This window comes from Nonlabens sp. Asnod3-H03, assembly GCF_045063665.1.
GTDB lineage: Bacteria > Bacteroidota > Bacteroidia > Flavobacteriales > Flavobacteriaceae > Nonlabens > Nonlabens ulvanivorans.
Map to the genome: position 1 here is coordinate 627,198 of NZ_JBEFOD010000008.1, position 19,520 is coordinate 646,717.

Below are 19,520 nucleotides of genomic sequence, written 5' to 3' on the forward strand. Positions count from 1 at the left end.
AAAATACAAACGGGTGATTTTAACATTTGTTAATCTAACTGTGAATTAACTGTTAATTGTTAGTAATGGCGTGCAAATTTAATCCATTTCATTTTAAAATCTGTTAAAACACAAAATAAATCGTTAATAAGCTATAAAATCGACGAAATGCATAATACAACGATTACATGATAATACTAGTACGTTGGGCTCTAAAGCATTGATATACTGTGCATTATGGTGATTTGTATAGATCAATTGGGAAAACTTTGGCAGTCACTTTCAACGATTTACGTTCGGTTAAACTCAAAATAACTGGTTGAAGCGCTAATTTTGGATAACACCAATTAACAATAAGATCATGAAAAACTTTACTTTACTTTTAAAATTATCTTTAATCGCCGCTTTCTTTGTTTCCTGTAGTGGAGACGAACTAACTAATGCAGACCTTTATCAAGAAGAGGTTCCTCAAAAAATTGCAGACTATGTAGGTAGCGACTCTAATTACACTATATTCAATGATGCTATATTGGGTAGTGAAATACAAGACTGGTTAGCACATCAAGAAAACATTACCTTATTTGCTCCTACAAATGTTGCTTTTGAAAATTATCTTTCTCAAAATGGAATGACTAGTATTAATCAAATTCCTCAAGATGAGCTAGCTCAGTTGCTTAAAAATCATGTGATTCAATCAGAGCTTTTAATTAGTGACTTAAATACAGTAGAAGAGCTTTTTGTAGAGACTATGGCTCAAACTTCTTTTGAATCTTCTTCTCATGTTATGTCTATCATTTCTAATCATGATGGTCTTAAGATTAATGGAGTTCCTGTAATCACACCAGATATGTTGTTTGTAAATGGAGTGGTACATTCTGTTGATCAAATTGTAGAGCTATCAACTGCGAGAACATTTATTAATGAATGCCTTGAATTCTCTAGTTTCAAATCTTTAATAGAAGCTTCTGCAGACGCTTCTACGGCCTTTACTACTTTAGAATCTAAATTTCAATCTGGTTTATCTCAAGAACTTACTGTTTTCGTTCCAGATAATGCTGCAGTAGACACTTTTCTAGCAGGATTGAATGCAGGTGATACTAATAATAATATAGCTCAATCAATCAACTTTGCGATAAGCACTCAATTGTCATTTCAAGAGAACTATGAGGTAAGTGAGCTGTCTGACGGTTTAGTTATTTCAACACTAGGTTCTGATGTTTCAACTTCTATGAATTCACAAAGCGATATTACTTTTAGTACAGGTCCTTTTAGTGAAGTGGTTAAATTCCGCTCCCAAGACTTTACTTCTATTCAAACTTCAAATGGTATCTTATTATTAACAGATAAAGTATTGTTCTAGACTATAAGTACTTCATGATTTATATAAATAAAGCTCCTAGTATAAACTAGGAGCTTTATTTATGAAACAAGATTAATTAAAAAAAACTCCATCTATTAAAAGATGGAGTTTTTTAATACTTAAGTAATTTAACTACTTACTAGATATTTGCTTTTAAATATTCGCTGTTCATACGTGCGATATTTTCTAACTTAATTCCTTTAGGACATTCAATCATACAAGCTCCTGTATTTGTACAGTTACCGAATCCTTCAATATCCATCTGGCGAACCATGTTTTGAACACGATCTGTAGCCTCAATTTCACCTTGTGGTAATAAGGCGTATTGAGAAACTTTAGCGCTTGTAAATAACATCGCACTAGCATTTTTACATGCTGCAACACAAGCTCCACAACCTATACAAGTAGCCGAGTGAAATGCCTCGTCTGCTTTTGCTTTTTCAATAGGAATAGAGTTAGCATCTTGAGTATTACCAGAGGTATTTACAGACACATAAGCACCAGCTTGTTGAATTCTATCAAAAGAAGAACGATCTACAATTAAATCTTTGATAACAGGAAACGCAGCAGCTCTCCATGGCTCAATAGTAATAGTATCACCATCGTTAAACTTTCTCATGTGCAATTGACATGTCGTCGTCAGTTTTTGAGGTCCATGAGGTTGTCCATTGATCATCATGTTACAAGATCCACAGATTCCTTCACGACAGTCATGGTCAAATTCTACAGGTTCTTCACCTTTATTAACCAGTTCTTCGTTTAAGATATCCATCATTTCTAGGAAAGACATATCACCATCTACACCATCTAGTGGATAAGTAACCATTTTTCCTTTGGCTTCAGGACCAGCCTGTCTCCATATTTTTAAAGTAAGTTTCATACTTTTTATATTTAGTTTGTCACGCTTTCGCGAAAGCGGAACATTTAAAATTCAATTATTTATAAGAACGAGTTTTCAATTCTACGTTCTCAAACACTAGATTTTCCTTGTGTAATTTTGCGTCACGTGGATTCTCATTATATTCCCAAGCAGATACGTAAGCATAATTTACGTCATCTCTCAGTGCTTCACCTTCTTCTGTCTGGTACTCTTCACGGAAGTGACCACCACAGCTTTCATTTCTATCTAAAGCATCTTTTGCAAACAACTCTCCTAATTCTAGGAAATCTGCAACACGACCTGCTTTCTCTAGTTCTTGATTCTTAGTATCTGCACTACCAGGAACTTTTACGTTTTTCCAGAAATCTGCTCTCAACTCAGCTATTTCATCCATTGCAGATTTAAGGTCTGTTTCATTACGAGACATTCCACATTTATTCCACATGATTAAACCTAGCTTTTTGTGATAGTAATCTACAGAGTGTACACCAGCACCATTCATTAATTTCTCGATTCTAGCTCGAGTATCTTTTTCTGCTTGATCAAACTCAGCCGTTTCAGTAGAGATTGGGCCTGTTCTAATCTCGTCAGCTAGATAATCACCTATAGTATATGGTAATACAAAGTAACCATCTGCTAGACCTTGCATTAATGCACTAGCTCCTAGACGGTTTGCACCGTGATCAGAGAAGTTTGCTTCACCAGCTGCAAAACATCCTGGTACTGTAGTTTGTAAGTTATAATCTACCCATAATCCACCCATTGTATAGTGAACAGCTGGGAAAATCTTCATAGGTACTTCATAAGGATTCTCATCTGTAATGTTCATATACATATCAAACAAGTTGCCATATTTCTTTTCTATGACTTTTTTACCTAAGGCAATCATTTCTGCCTCGCTGGCATCTTTATGACCGCTAGTAAGTGCTTCTATTTTTCCATATCTAAGGAATGAAGCTGCAAAGTCAAGATAAACAGCGTTACCTGTTTTGTTTACTCCATAACCTGCATCACAACGTTCTTTTGCTGCACGTGATGCAACATCACGAGGAACTAAGTTACCAAAGGCTGGATATCTTCTCTCTAGGTAATAATCTCTATCTTCCTCTTTAAGATCAACACCTCTTAATTTTCCTTCACGTATTGCTTTTGCATCTTCAAGATTTTTAGGAACCCAGATACGTCCATCATTACGTAGTGATTCTGACATTAAGGTCAGTTTAGATTGATGCTCGCCACTTACAGGAATACAAGTAGGGTGAATTTGTGTATAACAAGGATTTGCAAAGTGTGCACCACGACGGTGTGTTCTCCATGCAGCCATTACGTTACTTCCCATAGCATTTGTAGAAAGGAAAAATACGTTTCCATAACCACCAGAAGCGATTACAACAGCATGCGCTCCATGTCTTTCTATCTCACCGGTAACTAGGTTACGAGCGATAATTCCACGAGCTTTACCATCAACCTTAACAAGATCTAACATCTCATGACGGTTAAATGGTGTTACTTTACCACGGTTAATTTGTCTATTTAATGCAGAATATGCACCTAATAATAACTGTTGTCCTGTTTGTCCAGCTGCATAAAAAGTTCTAGAAACAAGAACACCACCAAAAGAGCGGTTGTCTAACAATCCACCATATTCACGTGCAAAAGGAACTCCTTGTGCTACACACTGGTCGATAATATTTGAAGAAACCTCTGCAAGTCTGTGAACGTTTGCTTCACGAGATCTATAGTCACCACCTTTAATAGTATCATAGAATAAACGGAAATTTGAATCTCCATCACCTTGATAGTTTTTGGCAGCATTAATTCCTCCTTGTGCGGCAATTGAGTGTGCACGACGTGGAGAATCGTTATAACAAAATGTCTTAACATTATATCCTAGCTCAGCTAGAGTTGCAGCGGCACTACCACCAGCAAGTCCAGTTCCTACAACGATAACGTCAATGTTACGTTTATTTGCAGGGTTAACTAAGTTAATGTGATTTTTATGATTTACCCACTTTTCAGCAAGTGGTCCTTTAGGTACTTTAGAATCTAATACTGACATAATTTATTATTATTAGTGAGTAAAGTGATGATACAATGCGATGAAAATAAAACCTGCTGGTATTAATACAGACCATGCATAAGTTGCTTTTTTCAAGCCTTCACCTTTATTAACTGCTTTTGCTCCCATAGACTGGAAAGAACTATTGAATCCATGCCATAAGTGCATCGCTAGTAAAACAAAAGAAACTACATAAATCCCGACTCTTACAGGACTTACAAACTTCTCTTTAAGTTCATGTAAATAGCGAGTTGAATCTTCTGGTTGAACATCGATATACTTAACGGTCATTTCATGAACCCAGAAGTCATACATGTGTAAACCTAAAAAAGCTAGAACTACAAGGCCGGTAATAATCATATTACGAGATACCCATGTTGAATTTGCATTACCAGAATATTTTGAATACTTAACTGGACGTGCCTTATTGTTTTTAATCTCAAGAGCTATTCCCATAACAAAGTGAACAATTAATCCACCTATGAGTATAGGTTGTGCAAGAAATTGAACTAATGGGTTGTAACCCATAAAGTGAGACCACTCATTAAAAGTGTCTGGTGCTATTACAGACGTAATGTTTATGACAAAATGCTGTGTTAGGAATACAACCAGAAACAGACCCGAAAGTGCCATTATCCACTTTCTAGCAATAGAAGATTTTACTAATGCGCTCATGTATAATTTTTTAGTTTGACGCAAAGATAACTTTCAGCCACTGGATTTTCAATCGTTATAGATAAAAGCATGTCTGCTCAGTCTTATTTGGATTGAATCTTAATAGCTTTGGAACTACTTTGCTTATGCTATAGTAGTAATAGGCTCTTTTTCCTTACGTAGGATCTGTTAAGGTAGTGTTGGAATTTTGTGAGTGTTTAATTTTCACCTGTCGTATAAGATCTTAAATCAATCTTGTCTTTAAAGTGATGTGTTAAAATGTAAATCAAGAAATCTACATTTCAAAAAATCTTTAAATATAGCTACAGATTCTAGATTCTTAGCTCAACATTCTATCTACTCCACCATTTCCAAAACTTGCTCAACGCTTCCCATTGCACCACTTAATTTTACTGTGTATTTCCCAACAGGTAAATAGGTCTTACCATTATCTGCTGTTTTAGGAGTGTCTTTAAATCGCTTTATACCAGATTTTGAAATAGAGCCATCATATTCATAGAAGTTCAAGCCTTTGTCTGCTATTGTAGTGAGTTCTTGAACCGTTTTTCCGTTTTCGTTGAGGATTTCTATTTTTACTTTTCCGGCTGCTGGACTGTAAAAAGCTAATTCTATAGAAGGTTCTGGTCCTTCACTCCACATAAATCCTTTACTACCGTAACGAGAAGAAGCTCTTGTTTTATCAATTTTCGCAAAAGCGAAATCATTCCCTATAATTTCTAAGGCATCCAAATCTGCCAGGTAAATAGAACGACCATGTGTTCCTGCCAGTAAATGATTTTCTTCTGGTTGGATTTTTAAATCGTGTACAGCAACTGGTGGCATACCGCCAGTTAGTAGGTTCCATGTTTTTCCTGTGTCTGTGCTTATATAAGTAGCGTTATCAGTTCCTGTAAAAAGGATATTCTCTTTTTCAGGATGTTCTATAATTACATTTACAGATGATGTTGGTATCGACGACCCAATGTTGTTCCAGGTTTTCCCATAATCTTCACTCATGTATATGTAAGGTGTAAAATCATCAAAGCGATACCCATTAAGTGTTGCATAAACGCGTCCTTTTTTATGTTGTGATGCTGTCACTCTTGTCACCCAAAGATTAGCTGGCCAGCCGCCATTTAACTTTTGCCAGTTGGCACCACCATCTTTAGTAACTTGCACTAATCCATCATCTGATCCGGTATAAATTAGACCAAATCGGAATGGTGATTCGCTAATGGTTGTTAAAGTACCATAAGCTACATTTCCTTCTTTTCCACCTTGTGTTAAGTCAGGAGAAATTGCTGTCCAATCATCACCTTGGTTCATAGAACGATGTAGTTTATTACCACCTAGATATAATATATCTTGATTATGAGAGCTTAGTAAAATAGGTGTTTGCCAGTTAAAACGATAAGGAGATTCACCTAGTTCATGTTTAGGCTGTATGTATTTGCGGTCACCAGTTCCTCGATTAATTCTGAAGTAATTACCAAATTGGTAACCTGTATAAACGATATCGCTATTACGTGAATCAATCTGGATTTGCATTCCATCACCACCCATAATAGTTTCCCATGGGTACTGACCGCGCTGGTGCCAGCTTCTGTCCTCAGGAGCGTTATGAGCACCTACCCAAACTCCATTATCCTGCAAACCACCATAGATGCGATATGGTTTTTGCAAGTCATAGTTAATTGCATAAAACTGACCTACACTAGGCGTGTTGTTCTTAATCCACGTTTCACCATCGTCATAAGAGATGTTGAGTCCACCATCGTTACCATTAATAAGATGACCACGTTTGTTAGGATTGATCCATAGCGCATGATGATCGGCATGTACATTTTCACGAGAGATACTTTTCCAGTTGGCACCACCATCATCAGATTTTACTATAGGAACTCCCATTACATAAACGTGATTCACATCACTAGGATCTACTCTTACCTGTGCAAAGTAGTAGCCATAGCTGTAAAACACGTCGTCTATCTGACCTTCATGAGTTTTTTTCCAAGTTTTCCCTCCATCATTACTGCGGTATAGTTCAGCTCCTTTTACTGGTGTGTCAAAGAGTTGTGTGTTTGCGTTTTCTAAATATTTTGCAACATCTAGTGGAGTTGCATCGCCACTGCGTACCATGTTTTTTACATTGTCTGCTCTGTATTTTTCTTGGAAACCATTTCTCTTCAAAAACTTGTTAAGTTTATCGTTATCGAGTTTTAAGAAAGCTTCTTTGGACATGGATTTGAAATCATCTTTTGAAAGGTCATTTTTGGAGTTCGCTTTCGCGAAAGCGTTATTTCCACTGTCATCCTTATCCCTACGGAATTGTGAGTCATGAACCGCATATACCGTGTTATCATCATATACAGCAAGTCCTATACGTCCAACTCCAGATCCTACTGGGAAACCACTTTTTTCTGTGGTGATTTTTTCCCAAGTTTGTCCAGCGTCCGTGCTTTTATAAATAGCACTAGCATCGCCATCTCCATCAAAATTCCATGCTTTACGGTCTTTTTCCCAGCTAGCAGCATACATAATATTAAAATTATTAGGGCTGTGCGCTAAATCTATAAAGCCGGCCATGTCTGTTGCATAAAGTGTTTTTTCCCAGCTTGATCCGCCATTTTTAGTCGTGTAAATTCCTCGTGCGTCACTAGTAGAATATAATGGTCCTGTCACAGCAACAATCACATGATCACCATTTGACGGGTTGATCAAAATACGTCCGATGTGATGTGAGTCTGTAAGCATAGGTTGACTCCATGTTTTTCCCCAATCTGTTGATTTTAAAACACCTATACCGGCATAACTACTGCGACTAGAGTTATTTTCTCCGGTTCCTGCCCATATTGTTTTATCAGTCCAATCTACAGCGATATCACCTAGGTTAATCGTTCCTGCACTATCCATTATAGGAGTAAAACTCGTTCCATTATTATCAGTGTACCACAATCCACCGCTGGCATAAGCGACCAGCATCTCTGTAGGGTCTACAGGATTTACATCGACGTCTACTACACGACCAGACATTACGGTAGGTCCTACATTTTTAAATTCAAGATTCTTGAATGGCGAGTTTTGCGCCATTTGTTGGTGTTGTACTAGGCCTTGTTGAACTTGAGTTGCAGCAGTCGCTTTCGGACTCTGGCAAAAGCCTATGAAACTAGAAAATATTATGGCAAAGGATAGAACTTTGTTCATGGATGTTTTTTTTGGTGCTTAAAGATAAGCAAGGCGGTTTTTAAAATTCTTATTCTAACATTTTTTTACCATGACCCTAACATAATCGTGATACTCTTTTTATACTTTTCCAACATGAAAAAAATATTATTAACCTTATTTGCAGGTGTTTTATTAATATCCTGTAAGAGTGAAAACAAAAAAGAGGCATTACCTCTTCAAACAGAAATTGCACCAGTTGAGCAAATAGATTTATCTATATATCCTCAAGCATATCAAGATGTCCTAGCCACACACGGTGGGCTTGCACAATGGAGCGCTATGCAAAGCCTTACATTTAAAATGCCCAAAGAAAATAGTGATGAAGTCCATACTACAGATTTAAAAACTAGAGATGTAGTTATTGAGATAGAAAAGTATCAAATAGGTTCACATAATGGTAAGGTATGGCTTGCACAAGACAGCACTTATTTCCCTAAGAACAGAGCAAGATTTTATCACAATTTGATGTTCTATTTCTATACAATGCCATTCATACTTGCAGATGATGGTATAGTTTACAGTGAAACAGCTTCTTTAGAAAAAGACGGAATCTCATATCCAGGAATTAAAATTGCTTATCAGTCTAATGTAGGCGACTCACCAGACGATGAGTACATTTTATATTACCATCCAGAATCTAAAAAAATGGAATGGTTAGCTTATACCGTTACTAGAGGACAAGGTTCTAAGTCAACCGATTTTCATTTTATTAAGTACAATAAATGGCAAGAAGTAAATGGATTATTACTACCAGAAGAATTAACTTGGTATAAAACTGAAAATAATCTACCTACAGAGGCTAGAGGTAAACCTCGCATTTTTACAAATGTTGATATAGATGCTAGTCATATGGGTGCAGACTTCTACACCATACCAGATAATGGTGTCTATGTAGATGAATAATATCTCACTTATTTATAGTAACTTAAGACCATCAACCACAATCTTAAAATTATTATGGACGTTGCTAGATATGTTATCATCGGAATTGTATTAGTTGCTATTTTACTGCTCGTAGTTACTTTTTTGAAAAATCAAAAAAAGCGTAAGAGAAGACCTTAATATTAAATGTTATAGATTTCTGTAAACCTTTGCTATCTCTTGAAGCATTGGTATCTTGCTAGCCGCTTTAAAGTACTTTAATACAAATGCTTTAATACGAGTTTACTACCACTATTTACAACAAATTGAATTATGAAATATCATCCTATAGATCCTAAACTCTTTATTAAAAACCGCAAAAACTTTATGGCCAAAATGAAGCCATCGAGTCTAGCCGTATTTAATTCAAACGATATTTTTACAACAGGTGCAGACAGCACAATGCCATTTAAGCAGCATCGAGATATTTTCTATCTAAGTGGTGCAGATCAAGAAAATACCATTTTAGTATTATTTCCAGATAGCCCAGACCCAGCGCATCGTGAGGTGTTGTTTGTTACAGAGACTAATGAGCACATCGCCATATGGGAAGGCGAGAAGCTGACTAAAGAACGCGCGACTGAAGTGTCTGGTATTAAAACTGTTTATTGGTTAAATGATTTTGACAAGAAGTTTTTTGAAATGATGACCCAATGCGACACGATTTATTTCAATACTAATGAGCACTACCGTCAGGCTGTTGAAATGGAGTCACGTGAAGATCGTTTCATTAAAAAGACTAAAGCGCAATATCCAGCACATAATTATGCAAAATCAGCTCCTATTTTACAACGCTTGCGTGCTGTAAAAGATCAGATAGAAATAGATTTATTACAACAAGCTTGCGACATTACAAATGCTGGTTTTCGTCGGGTTCTAGAGTTTACTAAACGTGGTGTCATGGAGTTTGACCTAGAAGCAGAGTTTTTACATGAGTTTATAAGAAGACGCAGCGACGGATTTGCTTACACACCGATTATCGCGAGTGGTAATAATGCAAACGTATTACACTATATAGAGAATAATCAAGAGTGTAAAGACGGCGATTTAATTCTGATCGATGCAGGTGCGCAATATGCAAACTATGCAAGTGATATGTCTAGAACCATTCCTGTAAACGGGCGTTATACAGACCGTCAAAAAGATGTTTATAATGCGGTTCTTAGAGTCAAGAACGAAGCTACCAAAATGCTGGTTCCAGGAACGCTCTGGAAAGAATACCATGTTGAGGTAGGTAAAATAATGACTAGTGAGTTAATAGGTCTAGGTCTACTTGATAAATCGGATGTGCAGAACGAAAATCCGGACTGGCCAGCTTATAAGAAATATTTCATGCATGGAACATCTCATCATATGGGATTAGATACTCACGATTACGGTATATTATGGGAACCTATGCAAGCCGGTAATGTCTTTACTGTAGAACCAGGTATCTATTTGCCAGAAGAAGGTTTTGGAATTAGACTAGAAGATGACGTAGTTATCAATAGCAGTGGTGAACCATTTAATTTAATGCGTGACATACCTATTGAAATTGAAGAAATTGAAGACTTGATGAATAAATAGCAACTGTCTTATTAATCACAATGCCGTTTTACTTATGTAGAGCGGCATTTTTCATTAATAGCAATTGTTAGTGTGCTGTAAAAGCTTTAAAATATTACGCTTTCGCGAAAGCATAATCCCAACACACATCGTACTTTTACAGCATGAGCAGAGATGAACAATTAAAAGAGCGATGGGCACAGACAGTTGCCTTTTTTCAAGAGCGATTCAGTGATGGAGAACAAATGGATATAGATGCTATATTGTTCATGATAGGAGTTCAAGAATTGGGACAGCTGCATCGCAAGTTTCAGAAAGATGAGAAATACCAACTGATGCATATTGCGATATGTCGTGTTCTAGAACCTTATGGCTATTATGAATTTTCACATTTTGATGATGATAAATGGCCACATTATATTGTAAAAGAGAATTTGCCACCGCTTAAAGCTGGAGAACAATCTTTATTAATGAAAGAAGCTATAGTGCAGTATATGATTGATGCTGAGGTCATCAACTAACTACCAGCCGGTATATCTAGGTAAATCTATCTGGCACATGTTAAGGTAAACGATAAGTTGACCACGATGATGTGTAACATGATCTTGCAACAGATTAAGAATTTGTAATCTAGATTTAGGTCCAGCATAAAATTCGACAACTTCTTCAAACTTTCCAGCATCCATAGCTTTTACAGCATTATATATATCGTCAAATCTAGATTGCAGAGCAATAATAAGATCTTCTTTAGATAAATTAGATAGGTCTTCTGGTTCTCCTACAGTTTCTAGATTAAAGTAAGTTGTGCCCAGCCATTTCATGTTGCCTTCAATATGTATCAATTGAGTTTTAAAACTCATTTGACGTTTTGTAGGCTTGAAGTCGTATTTATCTTCAGGCATTGCTTGTGCAATAGCGACGAGATATTCTTTTGAATTATTCCACTTTTCTAGAAATGCACCTTTCACATTAGTTTGTTGAGCCATGCTTGTAATTCCCAATAAAATAGTAAGAAGGAGAATGGCTTTTTTCATGAGACCTATAAATTTGAATCTTGTTCTGGATTTTCTAAACCAAGAGATTTAGATCTTTTTTCCCAATTTTTACGTGCTAATTGCTGCATGTCTTCAACATTATCACTTTCATCCATAATTTCTAATCCTAGCATGGTTTCTATGACATCTTCCATAGTAACGACACCTTGCACGCTACCATAATCATCTACGGCTAGTGCCATATGTTCTTTAGTAGCAATCATTTTTTCAAATAATTGTGGGATAGGCATATTTGCAGGTACCATAGAAATTTCGCGACGTAAATCTTCAAGTGTTTCTGCTGGTTTATCGTGTATAATATCTTCTAGAATATGATCTTTAAGTACGTATCCTTTAATGTCATCTCTATTAGTCCCAAAAACGGGAATACGAGAGAATCGCAATTCCTGATTTTCTTTAAAGAAATCTTTAATCTTCATAGACTGCGGCGCCATAAACATGACTGATCGTGGCGTCATCACGTCTTTAACTTCAATCTGATTAAAGTTCATAAGGCTTTTGATATACTGACCTTCTGATGGGTCAAAAACGCCTTCTTTCTCTGCTGTATCTGTAATGGCAATAAAATCTTCACGAGTCATGGTGTTCATGTGAGCGCTTTTACCAATGGCTTTAGTGGTTAATTGTAATACCCATAAAATTCCTAACCATTTTAATGGAAAAATCATGATATTTAACGCTGTAGTCGTAAAACCAGCAAGGCTTTGCCAGTAAGTCGCCCCAATCGTCTTAGGAATGATTTCAGACACTACAAGAATTAAAACGGTCATGATACCCGATACAATCCCAACAAATGGTATCCCAAAATAACTACTGTCATATCCACTACCACTTACCATATTTTCTGCTTGAACACCTACTAGAATTGCTCCTACCGTATGAGCAAGCGTATTTAAAGTCAGAATGGCAATAAGTGGTTTGTCCACATCTTTTTTAAGTTCTTTTAATGCTGGAATATAGGAAGCACCTTCTTGACCTTTTACTTTCATAAAAGTACCAGTGATACTCAATAATACCGCTTCTAGAATAGAGCAGAGGAAGGAAAAGAAAATCGAAACTGTTGCGTAAATAAGGAGTAATCCCATGAATAGTTTTTTGTAAAGTTAATCAACAATTTTTAACCTAGTAATTTAACTACATCTTTAGCAAAATAACTCGCTATAAGATCAGCTCCAGCTCTTTTAATGGCAGTGACTTGTTCCATCATCACGGCGTCGTGGTTCAACCAGCCTTTTTCTGCTGCAGCTTTAAGCATCGCATACTCACCACTCACTTGATAAACACTAATAGGAACTTCAACTTCGTTTTTTAAATCACGCACGATATCTAGATAACACAATCCTGGTTTTACCATAACTATGTCTGCTCCTTCATCGATATCCATGAGTGTTTCTCTTATGGCTTCACTACGGTTTGCAGGATCCATCTGATAGGTTTTTTTATCTCCAAAACCAGGCGCGCTATCCAGTGCATCTCTAAAAGGTCCATAAAAAGCGCTAGCATACTTTGCGCTATAACTCATGATTCCTGTATTTTTAAAACCTTCTTCTTCTAGAGCTTCACGTATATAAAGAATACGTCCATCCATCATGTCGCTAGGCGCTACCATATCTGCTCCAGCCTGTGCATGTGAGACGCTCATTTGAGCCAGCACTTCAGCAGTTTCATCATTTAGAATCTCACCGTTTTCTACTATACCATCATGGCCATAACTTGAAAAAGGATCCAATGCAACATCTGTCATAACATACATATCTGGCGCTACATCTTTGACAGTTTTAATAGCACGTTGCATTAAACCATTTGCATTAATAGCTTCAGTTCCTTTATTGTCTTTTAGATTGTCGGGAACTTTTACAAAAAGCAACACACTTTTCAATCCCATAGACCATAGCGTTTTTACTTCTTCTTTAAGTAAATCTAGACTATAACGATAGTAATCTGGCATAGAGGCGATTTCTTCCTTTATACCAGTTCCTTCTACTATAAACAGAGGAACGATAAAATCATTAGGTGATATTATGGTCTCTTGAACCATTGATCTGATAGCGTTGTTTGTTCTTAATCTTCTATTACGTCTTAATGGGTACATATAAAAAGTGTAAATCGTTTATTTGAAAATCTAAGTTTTAAAGTTGAACTATATTAAAACTATTGTTTGTAATGTTTAATGTATTAATTTGAGACCAATCTTGTCTATAACTCTTTCTTCAACACAGTACTACTGGCTTGTGCAGTACACATAACTGTTAAGTCTGCAATATTTACATGCGCAGGTCTGGTTACGGCAAATAAAATAACATCAGCAATATCTTGGGCTTGTAACGCTAGGTATCCTTGATATACTTTATTGGCTCTTTCAGAATCTCCTTTAAACCGCACCTCACTAAAGTTAGTTTCAACCAATCCTGGGTTTACAGCGCCGACACGTATGTTATAAGGGTTTAAATCTAATCGCATACCAGTAGTAATGGCGTCTACAGCATGTTTAGAGCCACAATAAACATTACCGTTAGGGTATACTTCTTTTCCTGCAGTCGAACCTATGTTGATGATTTGCCCACGTTTTCTGTCTCGCATTTGAGGAATAATTGCATTACTAACGTAAAGCAGTCCTTTAACATTAATATCCATCATCGCATCCCAATCATCGATACTACCTTTATCAATAGGATCTAGACCATGGGCATTTCCTGCGTTGTTGATTAAGATATCTATTTCATTAAAAGGTGCTTTTAAGCTTGCTATTTGAGAAGCAACCATATCTTTATCACGCACATCAAATGCTAATGTTTCTACCGGTACAACCGCACTTAATTCTTCTTTAAGTTCTGCTAGTTTTTCCGTGTTTCTACCACATAATACGATGGCAAATCCATTTTCGGCTAGTGTTATAGCTGTTGCGAGTCCTATACCGCTGGTGGCACCTGTAATTAATACTGTTTTCATTGCGAGTACTTTGTACAAAAATAAGCAATAGTTAGGTTTGAGTACGCTTCCGCGAAAGCGTAATTCACACACTCTTATTACTTAATTAGTCCTACTTTTCTCTTATTTATCCTACAATTTGCTCGGTATCTGTTTGAATTTGATATTATTCTTAAATTTTTACGATTTTTTATGCATTTTTAACGCACGATTAACAGCATACATGATAAGAAAACTACAATTTGCGAGTTAGATTGAATGTAATAGTACATCACTTATGGATCAACAAAATACCGCTATCGATATAGCAAGTATCAATGAAAAAATAGCCCAAGAAAGTCAATTTGTAGACTTATTGGTTAATGAAATGAATAAGGTGATTGTAGGCCAGCAATACATGGTAGAACGATTGCTTATAGGTTTATTAGGTCGTGGACATATTTTATTAGAAGGAGTGCCTGGTCTAGCAAAAACACTAGCCATTACTACATTATCTAAGGCAGTTAGTGGTTCGTTCTCAAGAATTCAGTTTACTCCAGATTTACTTCCTGCAGATGTAGTGGGGACTTTAATCTATAACATGAAGGATGGCGAGTTCAATATTAAAAAAGGACCCGTTTTTGCAAATTTTGTTCTTGCAGATGAGATTAACCGTGCGCCAGCAAAAGTGCAAAGTGCACTACTAGAGGCTATGCAAGAAAAGCAAGTTACGATAGGTGATACTACTTTTCCATTGCAACGACCATTTTTAGTAATGGCAACACAAAATCCAGTAGATCAAGAAGGTACTTATCCATTGCCAGAGGCGCAAATGGATCGTTTTATGTTAAAAACGGTAATTGACTATCCTACCATTGCAGATGAGCAGTTCATTATGCGTGCTAATCTTAAAAAAGATTTTCCTGAGCCTAATGCTGTTGTTAGCATAGATCAAATTTTGCGTGCTCAAGAAGCCGTTGAAATTGTCTACATGGATGAGAAAATTGAGAAATATATTCTAGATATCATATTTGCAACGCGTTATCCAGAAAACTACGGTTTACATGATTTAAAACCACTTATCAGTTTTGGGGCTTCACCTCGTGGATCCATTAACCTTGCTAAAGCTGCAAAATGTTATGCCTTTATCAAACGTCGTGGATATGTCGTGCCAGAAGATGTGCGTGCTGTAGTATTAGATGTATTACGTCATCGTATTGGGATCACCTATGAAGCCGAGGCAGAAAACTTTACTACTGAAGATATTGTCAATAAAATCGTGAATACGATAGAAGTACCATAGATATATAATTTTAATTATAAACAGTAATCGCCATTTAAATTAGTGGTGAGTTAGCGTATAGTCTTGGTCAGATTATAAACATATTATCATTAATCAATAATCACCACCCATTTTAATAGTGGATACTAAAGAACTTCTTAAAAAAGTCCGTAAAATCGAAATCAAAACACGTCGTCTAAGTGATGCTGTTTTTGGTGGCGAGTACCATAGTGCGTTCAAAGGTCGTGGAATGACTTTTAGTGAGGTGCGCAAGTATCAATATGGTGACGACGTAAGAAATATAGACTGGAATGTAACGGCAAAATACAGTGAGCCATTTATTAAAGTTTTTGAAGAGGAACGTGAACTTACACTCATGTTGGTTGCCGATGTGAGTGGATCAACACTTTTTGGTACACAAGAGCAAATCAAGAAAGAAATTATCACTGAACTTTGTGCAACATTAGCGTTTAGTGCATTACAAAATAATGATAAAGTCGGGTTGCTATTGTTTTCTGACCAAGTTGAATTGTTTTTACCGCCTAAAAAAGGGAAGTCATACATTCTGAGAATTATTAGAGAATTACTTGAATTTGAGCCTCAACATAAGACAACTAACATAGGTGGTGCACTAGAGTTTATGGCAGGCGTTTTAAAGAAAAAAGCTATTGTATTTGTAATGTCAGATTTTATGGCAACAGATTATGATAGAACTTTAAAGATTATAGGACGCAAGCATGATGTCACTGGTGTGCGTGTATATGATCAGAGAGAAGCCGAAATGCCTAATATAGGACTAGTTCAATTTAAAGATCAAGAGTCTGGTAAAAGTCAAATGGTAAATACCAGTTCAAAATCGATACGTAATAAATATGCGGCGCATCACCTAGAGTGCGCAAACTATTTTAAAAATGCGTTTACTAAGTCAGATAGTGGAGCTATTGATCTAGAAACGAAAGAAAGTTATACAAAGAAATTATTAGGATATTTTAAAACACGATGAAGCAATTGATTCAAATTTTCTTTTTCGGGTTTTTAAGCATGACCCAACTATTAGCTCAACAGCCAGTACAAACTACTGTTGATCGTAATGAAATCCTGATGGGTGAAGAGGTGAAACTAGGTATTACCGTAGATGCTACAAGTACAGATTTAATTGTTTTTCCAGAACAGGCAAAATTTGGTCAGTTAGAAGTTATAGAGTCTTATCCAGTAGACACAATACGTGAAAATGATCGATTGAGATTATTTAAACAATATGGGATTACTCAATGGGATTCTGGTGATTATTATGTTCCACAATTAAGCATTCTTAAAAACGAGGCTAAAATATTTTCGGATTCCATACTTGTAAAAGTTCGCGAGGTACAAGTGGATACTGCAAAACAAAAAATGTTTGACATAAAGCCAGCTATCGATATACCAGACACAAGACCTACTGACTGGAGCTGGTTATGGTGGCTGCTATTGCTTTTACCACTAGGTGGACTTATATATCTGCTTACGCGAAAGCGTGAAAAGAAAACCTATGAGGAAACATTACAGCCTTATGAATGGACTAGATATCGTTTATCAAAACTAGATGAACAGCAGTTGTTAGAGCAAAAACGCTCTAAAGAATTCTATACAGAGTTGACTTATATTATTAGAAAATATATTGACTCTAAGGTATATGGACATGCTTTAGAGAGCACAACGGGACAATTATTAGGTGAACTTAAAACAGTTATGGTTGATCGTGGTATGAACATTACATCAACGACAGAGACTCGACTTAAAGAAATATTAGAAAGAGCAGATCTTGTAAAATTTGCTGGTGTCGCACCAGATGCCATTACTGCAAAAGAAGATCGATTGCACACAACCGATATTATCTATAACATTCATCAGGTACTACCACCACCTACTGAAGAGGAGTTGATGATGGATGCAAAATATAGAAGAAAGCAAGAATTGAAAGCGCAAGCTAAAAAAATTGCGCTAGGTGCAGGATTAGCTTTAATTACGATAATAATTGCGTTAGGTAGTTGGATTTATATTGAAGGAGCAAATAATGTTAAGGATAAGATACTAGGAAACGAGTTACGCGAGTATTATGAGCAGGACTGGTTGCGATCGGGTTATGGTGTTCCAGAAGTAGCTATTACCACTCCAGATATATTAGTGCGTACAGATGAGGATAAACTTCCCGAAGAGCTTTCTCAATATGTAGGTGCATTTGATAACTTTCAATTAGGTGAAGATGGCGATGATCTGACCATTACAGTATCTACATATTTATTTAAAGAAGGTGCACAGCTTAATGAACTTAATGCGCAAAACTTAATCGGTCCTGTTACTAGTGGTCTGGAACAAGATGGAGCGACTAATATTGTTATGCTAGATAACGAGTTAGAGCATAAAGGAATGAAAGGACTGGAGTTTTCAGGAACCTTTGATTTTGAAGGCTCGATATATGAGTATGACTTATGGATTTTTAATGAAAATAGTGGAATGCAACAAATTTTTGTAACTCACTTAGAAGATGAGGAAGAGGATAAATCTAGAGAGTATGGTCGTTTGATTAAAGAACGTATCCTAAGTTCTATTGAGATTGCAAAAATTGAAAATTCTAAAAAACAATCAGGTAAATGATAAACTGGTTTAATAGTATCGAGTTTCTAGATCCGCAAATGTTCTGGTTATTGCTGGCTATACCAGTTGCAATTGCATGGTATCTCTGGACACATCGTAGACAGCAAGCTCAAGTTCAAATCTCTAGTTTGAAGGGTTTTAAAGTAGAGACTTCTTGGTTAGCAAATTTGCGTCCTTTACTTTTTATATTGAGATTGATTGTACTCGCATTAATTATTACCGCTTTAGCAAGACCACAAACTACCGATGTTACTACAAAGACTAAAAAAACTGAAGGTATAGATATTGTGCTGGCGGTAGATGTTAGTGCAAGTATGCTAGCCGAAGATTTAAAACCTAATCGACTAGAAGCTACTAAAAAGGTTGCAGCAGACTTTATTAAAGGTAGGCCTAATGATCGAATAGGAGTAGTAGTATATGCAGGAGAAAGTTATACTAAAACACCCATTACTACAGATGAAATGATCTCATTAAGAGCCATTAATGAAATAGCATTTGACGGTGTGTTAGAAAACGGAACTGCAATTGGTATGGGACTAGCCACGGCAGTCAATAGATTAAAAGACAGTGAAGCATTAAGTAAGGTTATTATTTTAATGACTGATGGAGTTAATAATAGTGGATTTATAGACCCTAAAATTGCAAGTGAACTAGCACTAGAGTACGATATTAAGGTGTACACGATAGGAATTGGTACTAACGGTAATGCGCCATCACCAGTTGCTCAAATAGGCAAAAATAAATTTCGCATGGCGATGATGCCAGTAGAAATTGATGAAGATTTAATGAAGCAAATCGCTGCAGATACCGGTGGTAAATATTTTAGAGCGACTAACAATAAGAAGCTTGAGGAAATCTATGGAGAAATAGACAAGCTAGAAAAGACAGAAATAGAAGAGTTTAAATTTATAAATACTGAAGAAAAATATAGAATCCTTGTGCTCATCGCATTAGGATTTTTAGGGCTAGAAATGCTATTGCGCTACACTATTTTTAGAACGGTTGCTTAAACTTCAGAA

Annotated in this window: 16 protein-coding genes; 8 read left to right on the forward strand and 8 right to left on the reverse strand. The window is 36.3% G+C overall.

What is annotated here, in order from left to right; translation table 11 throughout:
* The first annotated feature begins 340 nt into the window (after positions 1-340).
* On the forward strand, positions 341-1,339 hold the full coding sequence (locus tag ACJJVI_RS06085) for a fasciclin domain-containing protein (protein ID WP_348022032.1): 999 nt from the start codon (positions 341-343) through the stop codon (positions 1,337-1,339).
* 139 nt (positions 1,340-1,478) lie between these two features.
* Here ACJJVI_RS06085 and ACJJVI_RS06090 read toward each other — a convergent pair whose 3' ends face one another.
* The 4 genes from ACJJVI_RS06090 to ACJJVI_RS06105 form a co-directional block, all read right to left on the reverse strand.
* Positions 1,479-2,219, reverse strand: a complete 741-nt coding sequence (locus ACJJVI_RS06090; RefSeq protein WP_036583169.1) for a succinate dehydrogenase/fumarate reductase iron-sulfur subunit — start codon at positions 2,217-2,219, stop codon at positions 1,479-1,481.
* Positions 2,220-2,274: 55 nt separating this feature from the next.
* Positions 2,275-4,278: a fumarate reductase/succinate dehydrogenase flavoprotein subunit gene (locus ACJJVI_RS06095; RefSeq protein ID WP_036583167.1), complete on the reverse strand. Its 2,004-nt coding sequence runs from the start codon at positions 4,276-4,278 to the stop codon at positions 2,275-2,277.
* Positions 4,279-4,290: 12 nt separating this feature from the next.
* Complete coding sequence (locus ACJJVI_RS06100; RefSeq protein ID WP_348022030.1) at positions 4,291-4,953, reverse strand: succinate dehydrogenase cytochrome b subunit; 663 nt, start codon at positions 4,951-4,953, stop codon at positions 4,291-4,293.
* 336 nt (positions 4,954-5,289) lie between these two features.
* Complete coding sequence (locus ACJJVI_RS06105; protein ID WP_405351012.1) at positions 5,290-8,136, reverse strand: WD40/YVTN/BNR-like repeat-containing protein; 2,847 nt, start codon at positions 8,134-8,136, stop codon at positions 5,290-5,292.
* Between the two features lie 114 nt (positions 8,137-8,250).
* On the opposite strand from ACJJVI_RS06105, the gene ACJJVI_RS06110 reads away from it, so the two are divergent.
* The 3 genes from ACJJVI_RS06110 (at position 8,251) to ACJJVI_RS06120 (ending at position 11,144) form a co-directional block, all read left to right on the forward strand.
* Positions 8,251-9,060 carry a DUF6503 family protein gene (locus ACJJVI_RS06110; protein WP_405351014.1) on the forward strand — a complete coding sequence of 270 codons (810 nt, stop codon included), beginning with the start codon at positions 8,251-8,253 and terminating at the stop codon, positions 9,058-9,060.
* A 291-nt stretch (positions 9,061-9,351) separates the two neighbouring features.
* Complete coding sequence (locus tag ACJJVI_RS06115) at positions 9,352-10,644, forward strand: aminopeptidase P family protein (protein WP_405351016.1); 1,293 nt, start codon at positions 9,352-9,354, stop codon at positions 10,642-10,644.
* A 143-nt stretch (positions 10,645-10,787) separates the two neighbouring features.
* Entirely contained in the window at positions 10,788-11,144 is a 357-nt protein-coding gene (locus tag ACJJVI_RS06120) for a hypothetical protein (protein ID WP_036583154.1), read from the forward strand.
* Here the strand turns inward: ACJJVI_RS06120 and ACJJVI_RS06125 are convergent, their stop codons facing one another.
* The 4 genes from ACJJVI_RS06125 to ACJJVI_RS06140 all read right to left on the reverse strand — a co-directional run bounded on the left by ACJJVI_RS06125 (position 11,145) and on the right by ACJJVI_RS06140 (position 14,627).
* On the reverse strand, positions 11,145-11,657 hold the full coding sequence (locus tag ACJJVI_RS06125) for a DinB family protein (RefSeq protein WP_348022027.1): 513 nt from the start codon (positions 11,655-11,657) through the stop codon (positions 11,145-11,147).
* 5 nt (positions 11,658-11,662) lie between these two features.
* Positions 11,663-12,763, reverse strand: a complete 1,101-nt coding sequence (locus ACJJVI_RS06130) for a CNNM domain-containing protein (RefSeq protein WP_036583148.1) — start codon at positions 12,761-12,763, stop codon at positions 11,663-11,665.
* A gap of 32 nt (positions 12,764-12,795) precedes the next feature.
* The gene (hemB, locus tag ACJJVI_RS06135; protein ID WP_036583146.1) at positions 12,796-13,770 is read right to left on the reverse strand and encodes a porphobilinogen synthase; all 975 of its coding nucleotides are present in this window, start codon (positions 13,768-13,770) and stop codon (positions 12,796-12,798) included.
* Positions 13,771-13,874: 104 nt separating this feature from the next.
* A complete protein-coding gene (locus ACJJVI_RS06140) occupies positions 13,875-14,627 on the reverse strand; it encodes an SDR family NAD(P)-dependent oxidoreductase (protein ID WP_405351019.1) in 753 nt (250 codons plus the stop codon).
* Positions 14,628-14,883: 256 nt separating this feature from the next.
* Between ACJJVI_RS06140 and ACJJVI_RS06145 the strand changes: the two genes are divergently transcribed.
* From ACJJVI_RS06145 to ACJJVI_RS06160, 4 genes are all read left to right on the forward strand, one after another.
* On the forward strand, positions 14,884-15,888 hold the full coding sequence (locus ACJJVI_RS06145; protein ID WP_036583142.1) for a MoxR family ATPase: 1,005 nt from the start codon (positions 14,884-14,886) through the stop codon (positions 15,886-15,888).
* A 118-nt stretch (positions 15,889-16,006) separates the two neighbouring features.
* On the forward strand, positions 16,007-16,870 hold the full coding sequence (locus tag ACJJVI_RS06150; RefSeq protein WP_036583140.1) for a DUF58 domain-containing protein: 864 nt from the start codon (positions 16,007-16,009) through the stop codon (positions 16,868-16,870).
* 38 nt (positions 16,871-16,908) lie between these two features.
* A complete protein-coding gene (locus ACJJVI_RS06155) occupies positions 16,909-18,501 on the forward strand; it encodes a hypothetical protein (RefSeq protein ID WP_202963545.1) in 1,593 nt (530 codons plus the stop codon).
* Entirely contained in the window at positions 18,498-19,511 is a 1,014-nt protein-coding gene (locus ACJJVI_RS06160) for a VWA domain-containing protein (protein ID WP_036583136.1), read from the forward strand. Before ACJJVI_RS06155 ends, ACJJVI_RS06160 begins: the two co-directional genes overlap by 4 nt.
* Positions 19,512-19,520 lie beyond the last annotated feature (9 nt).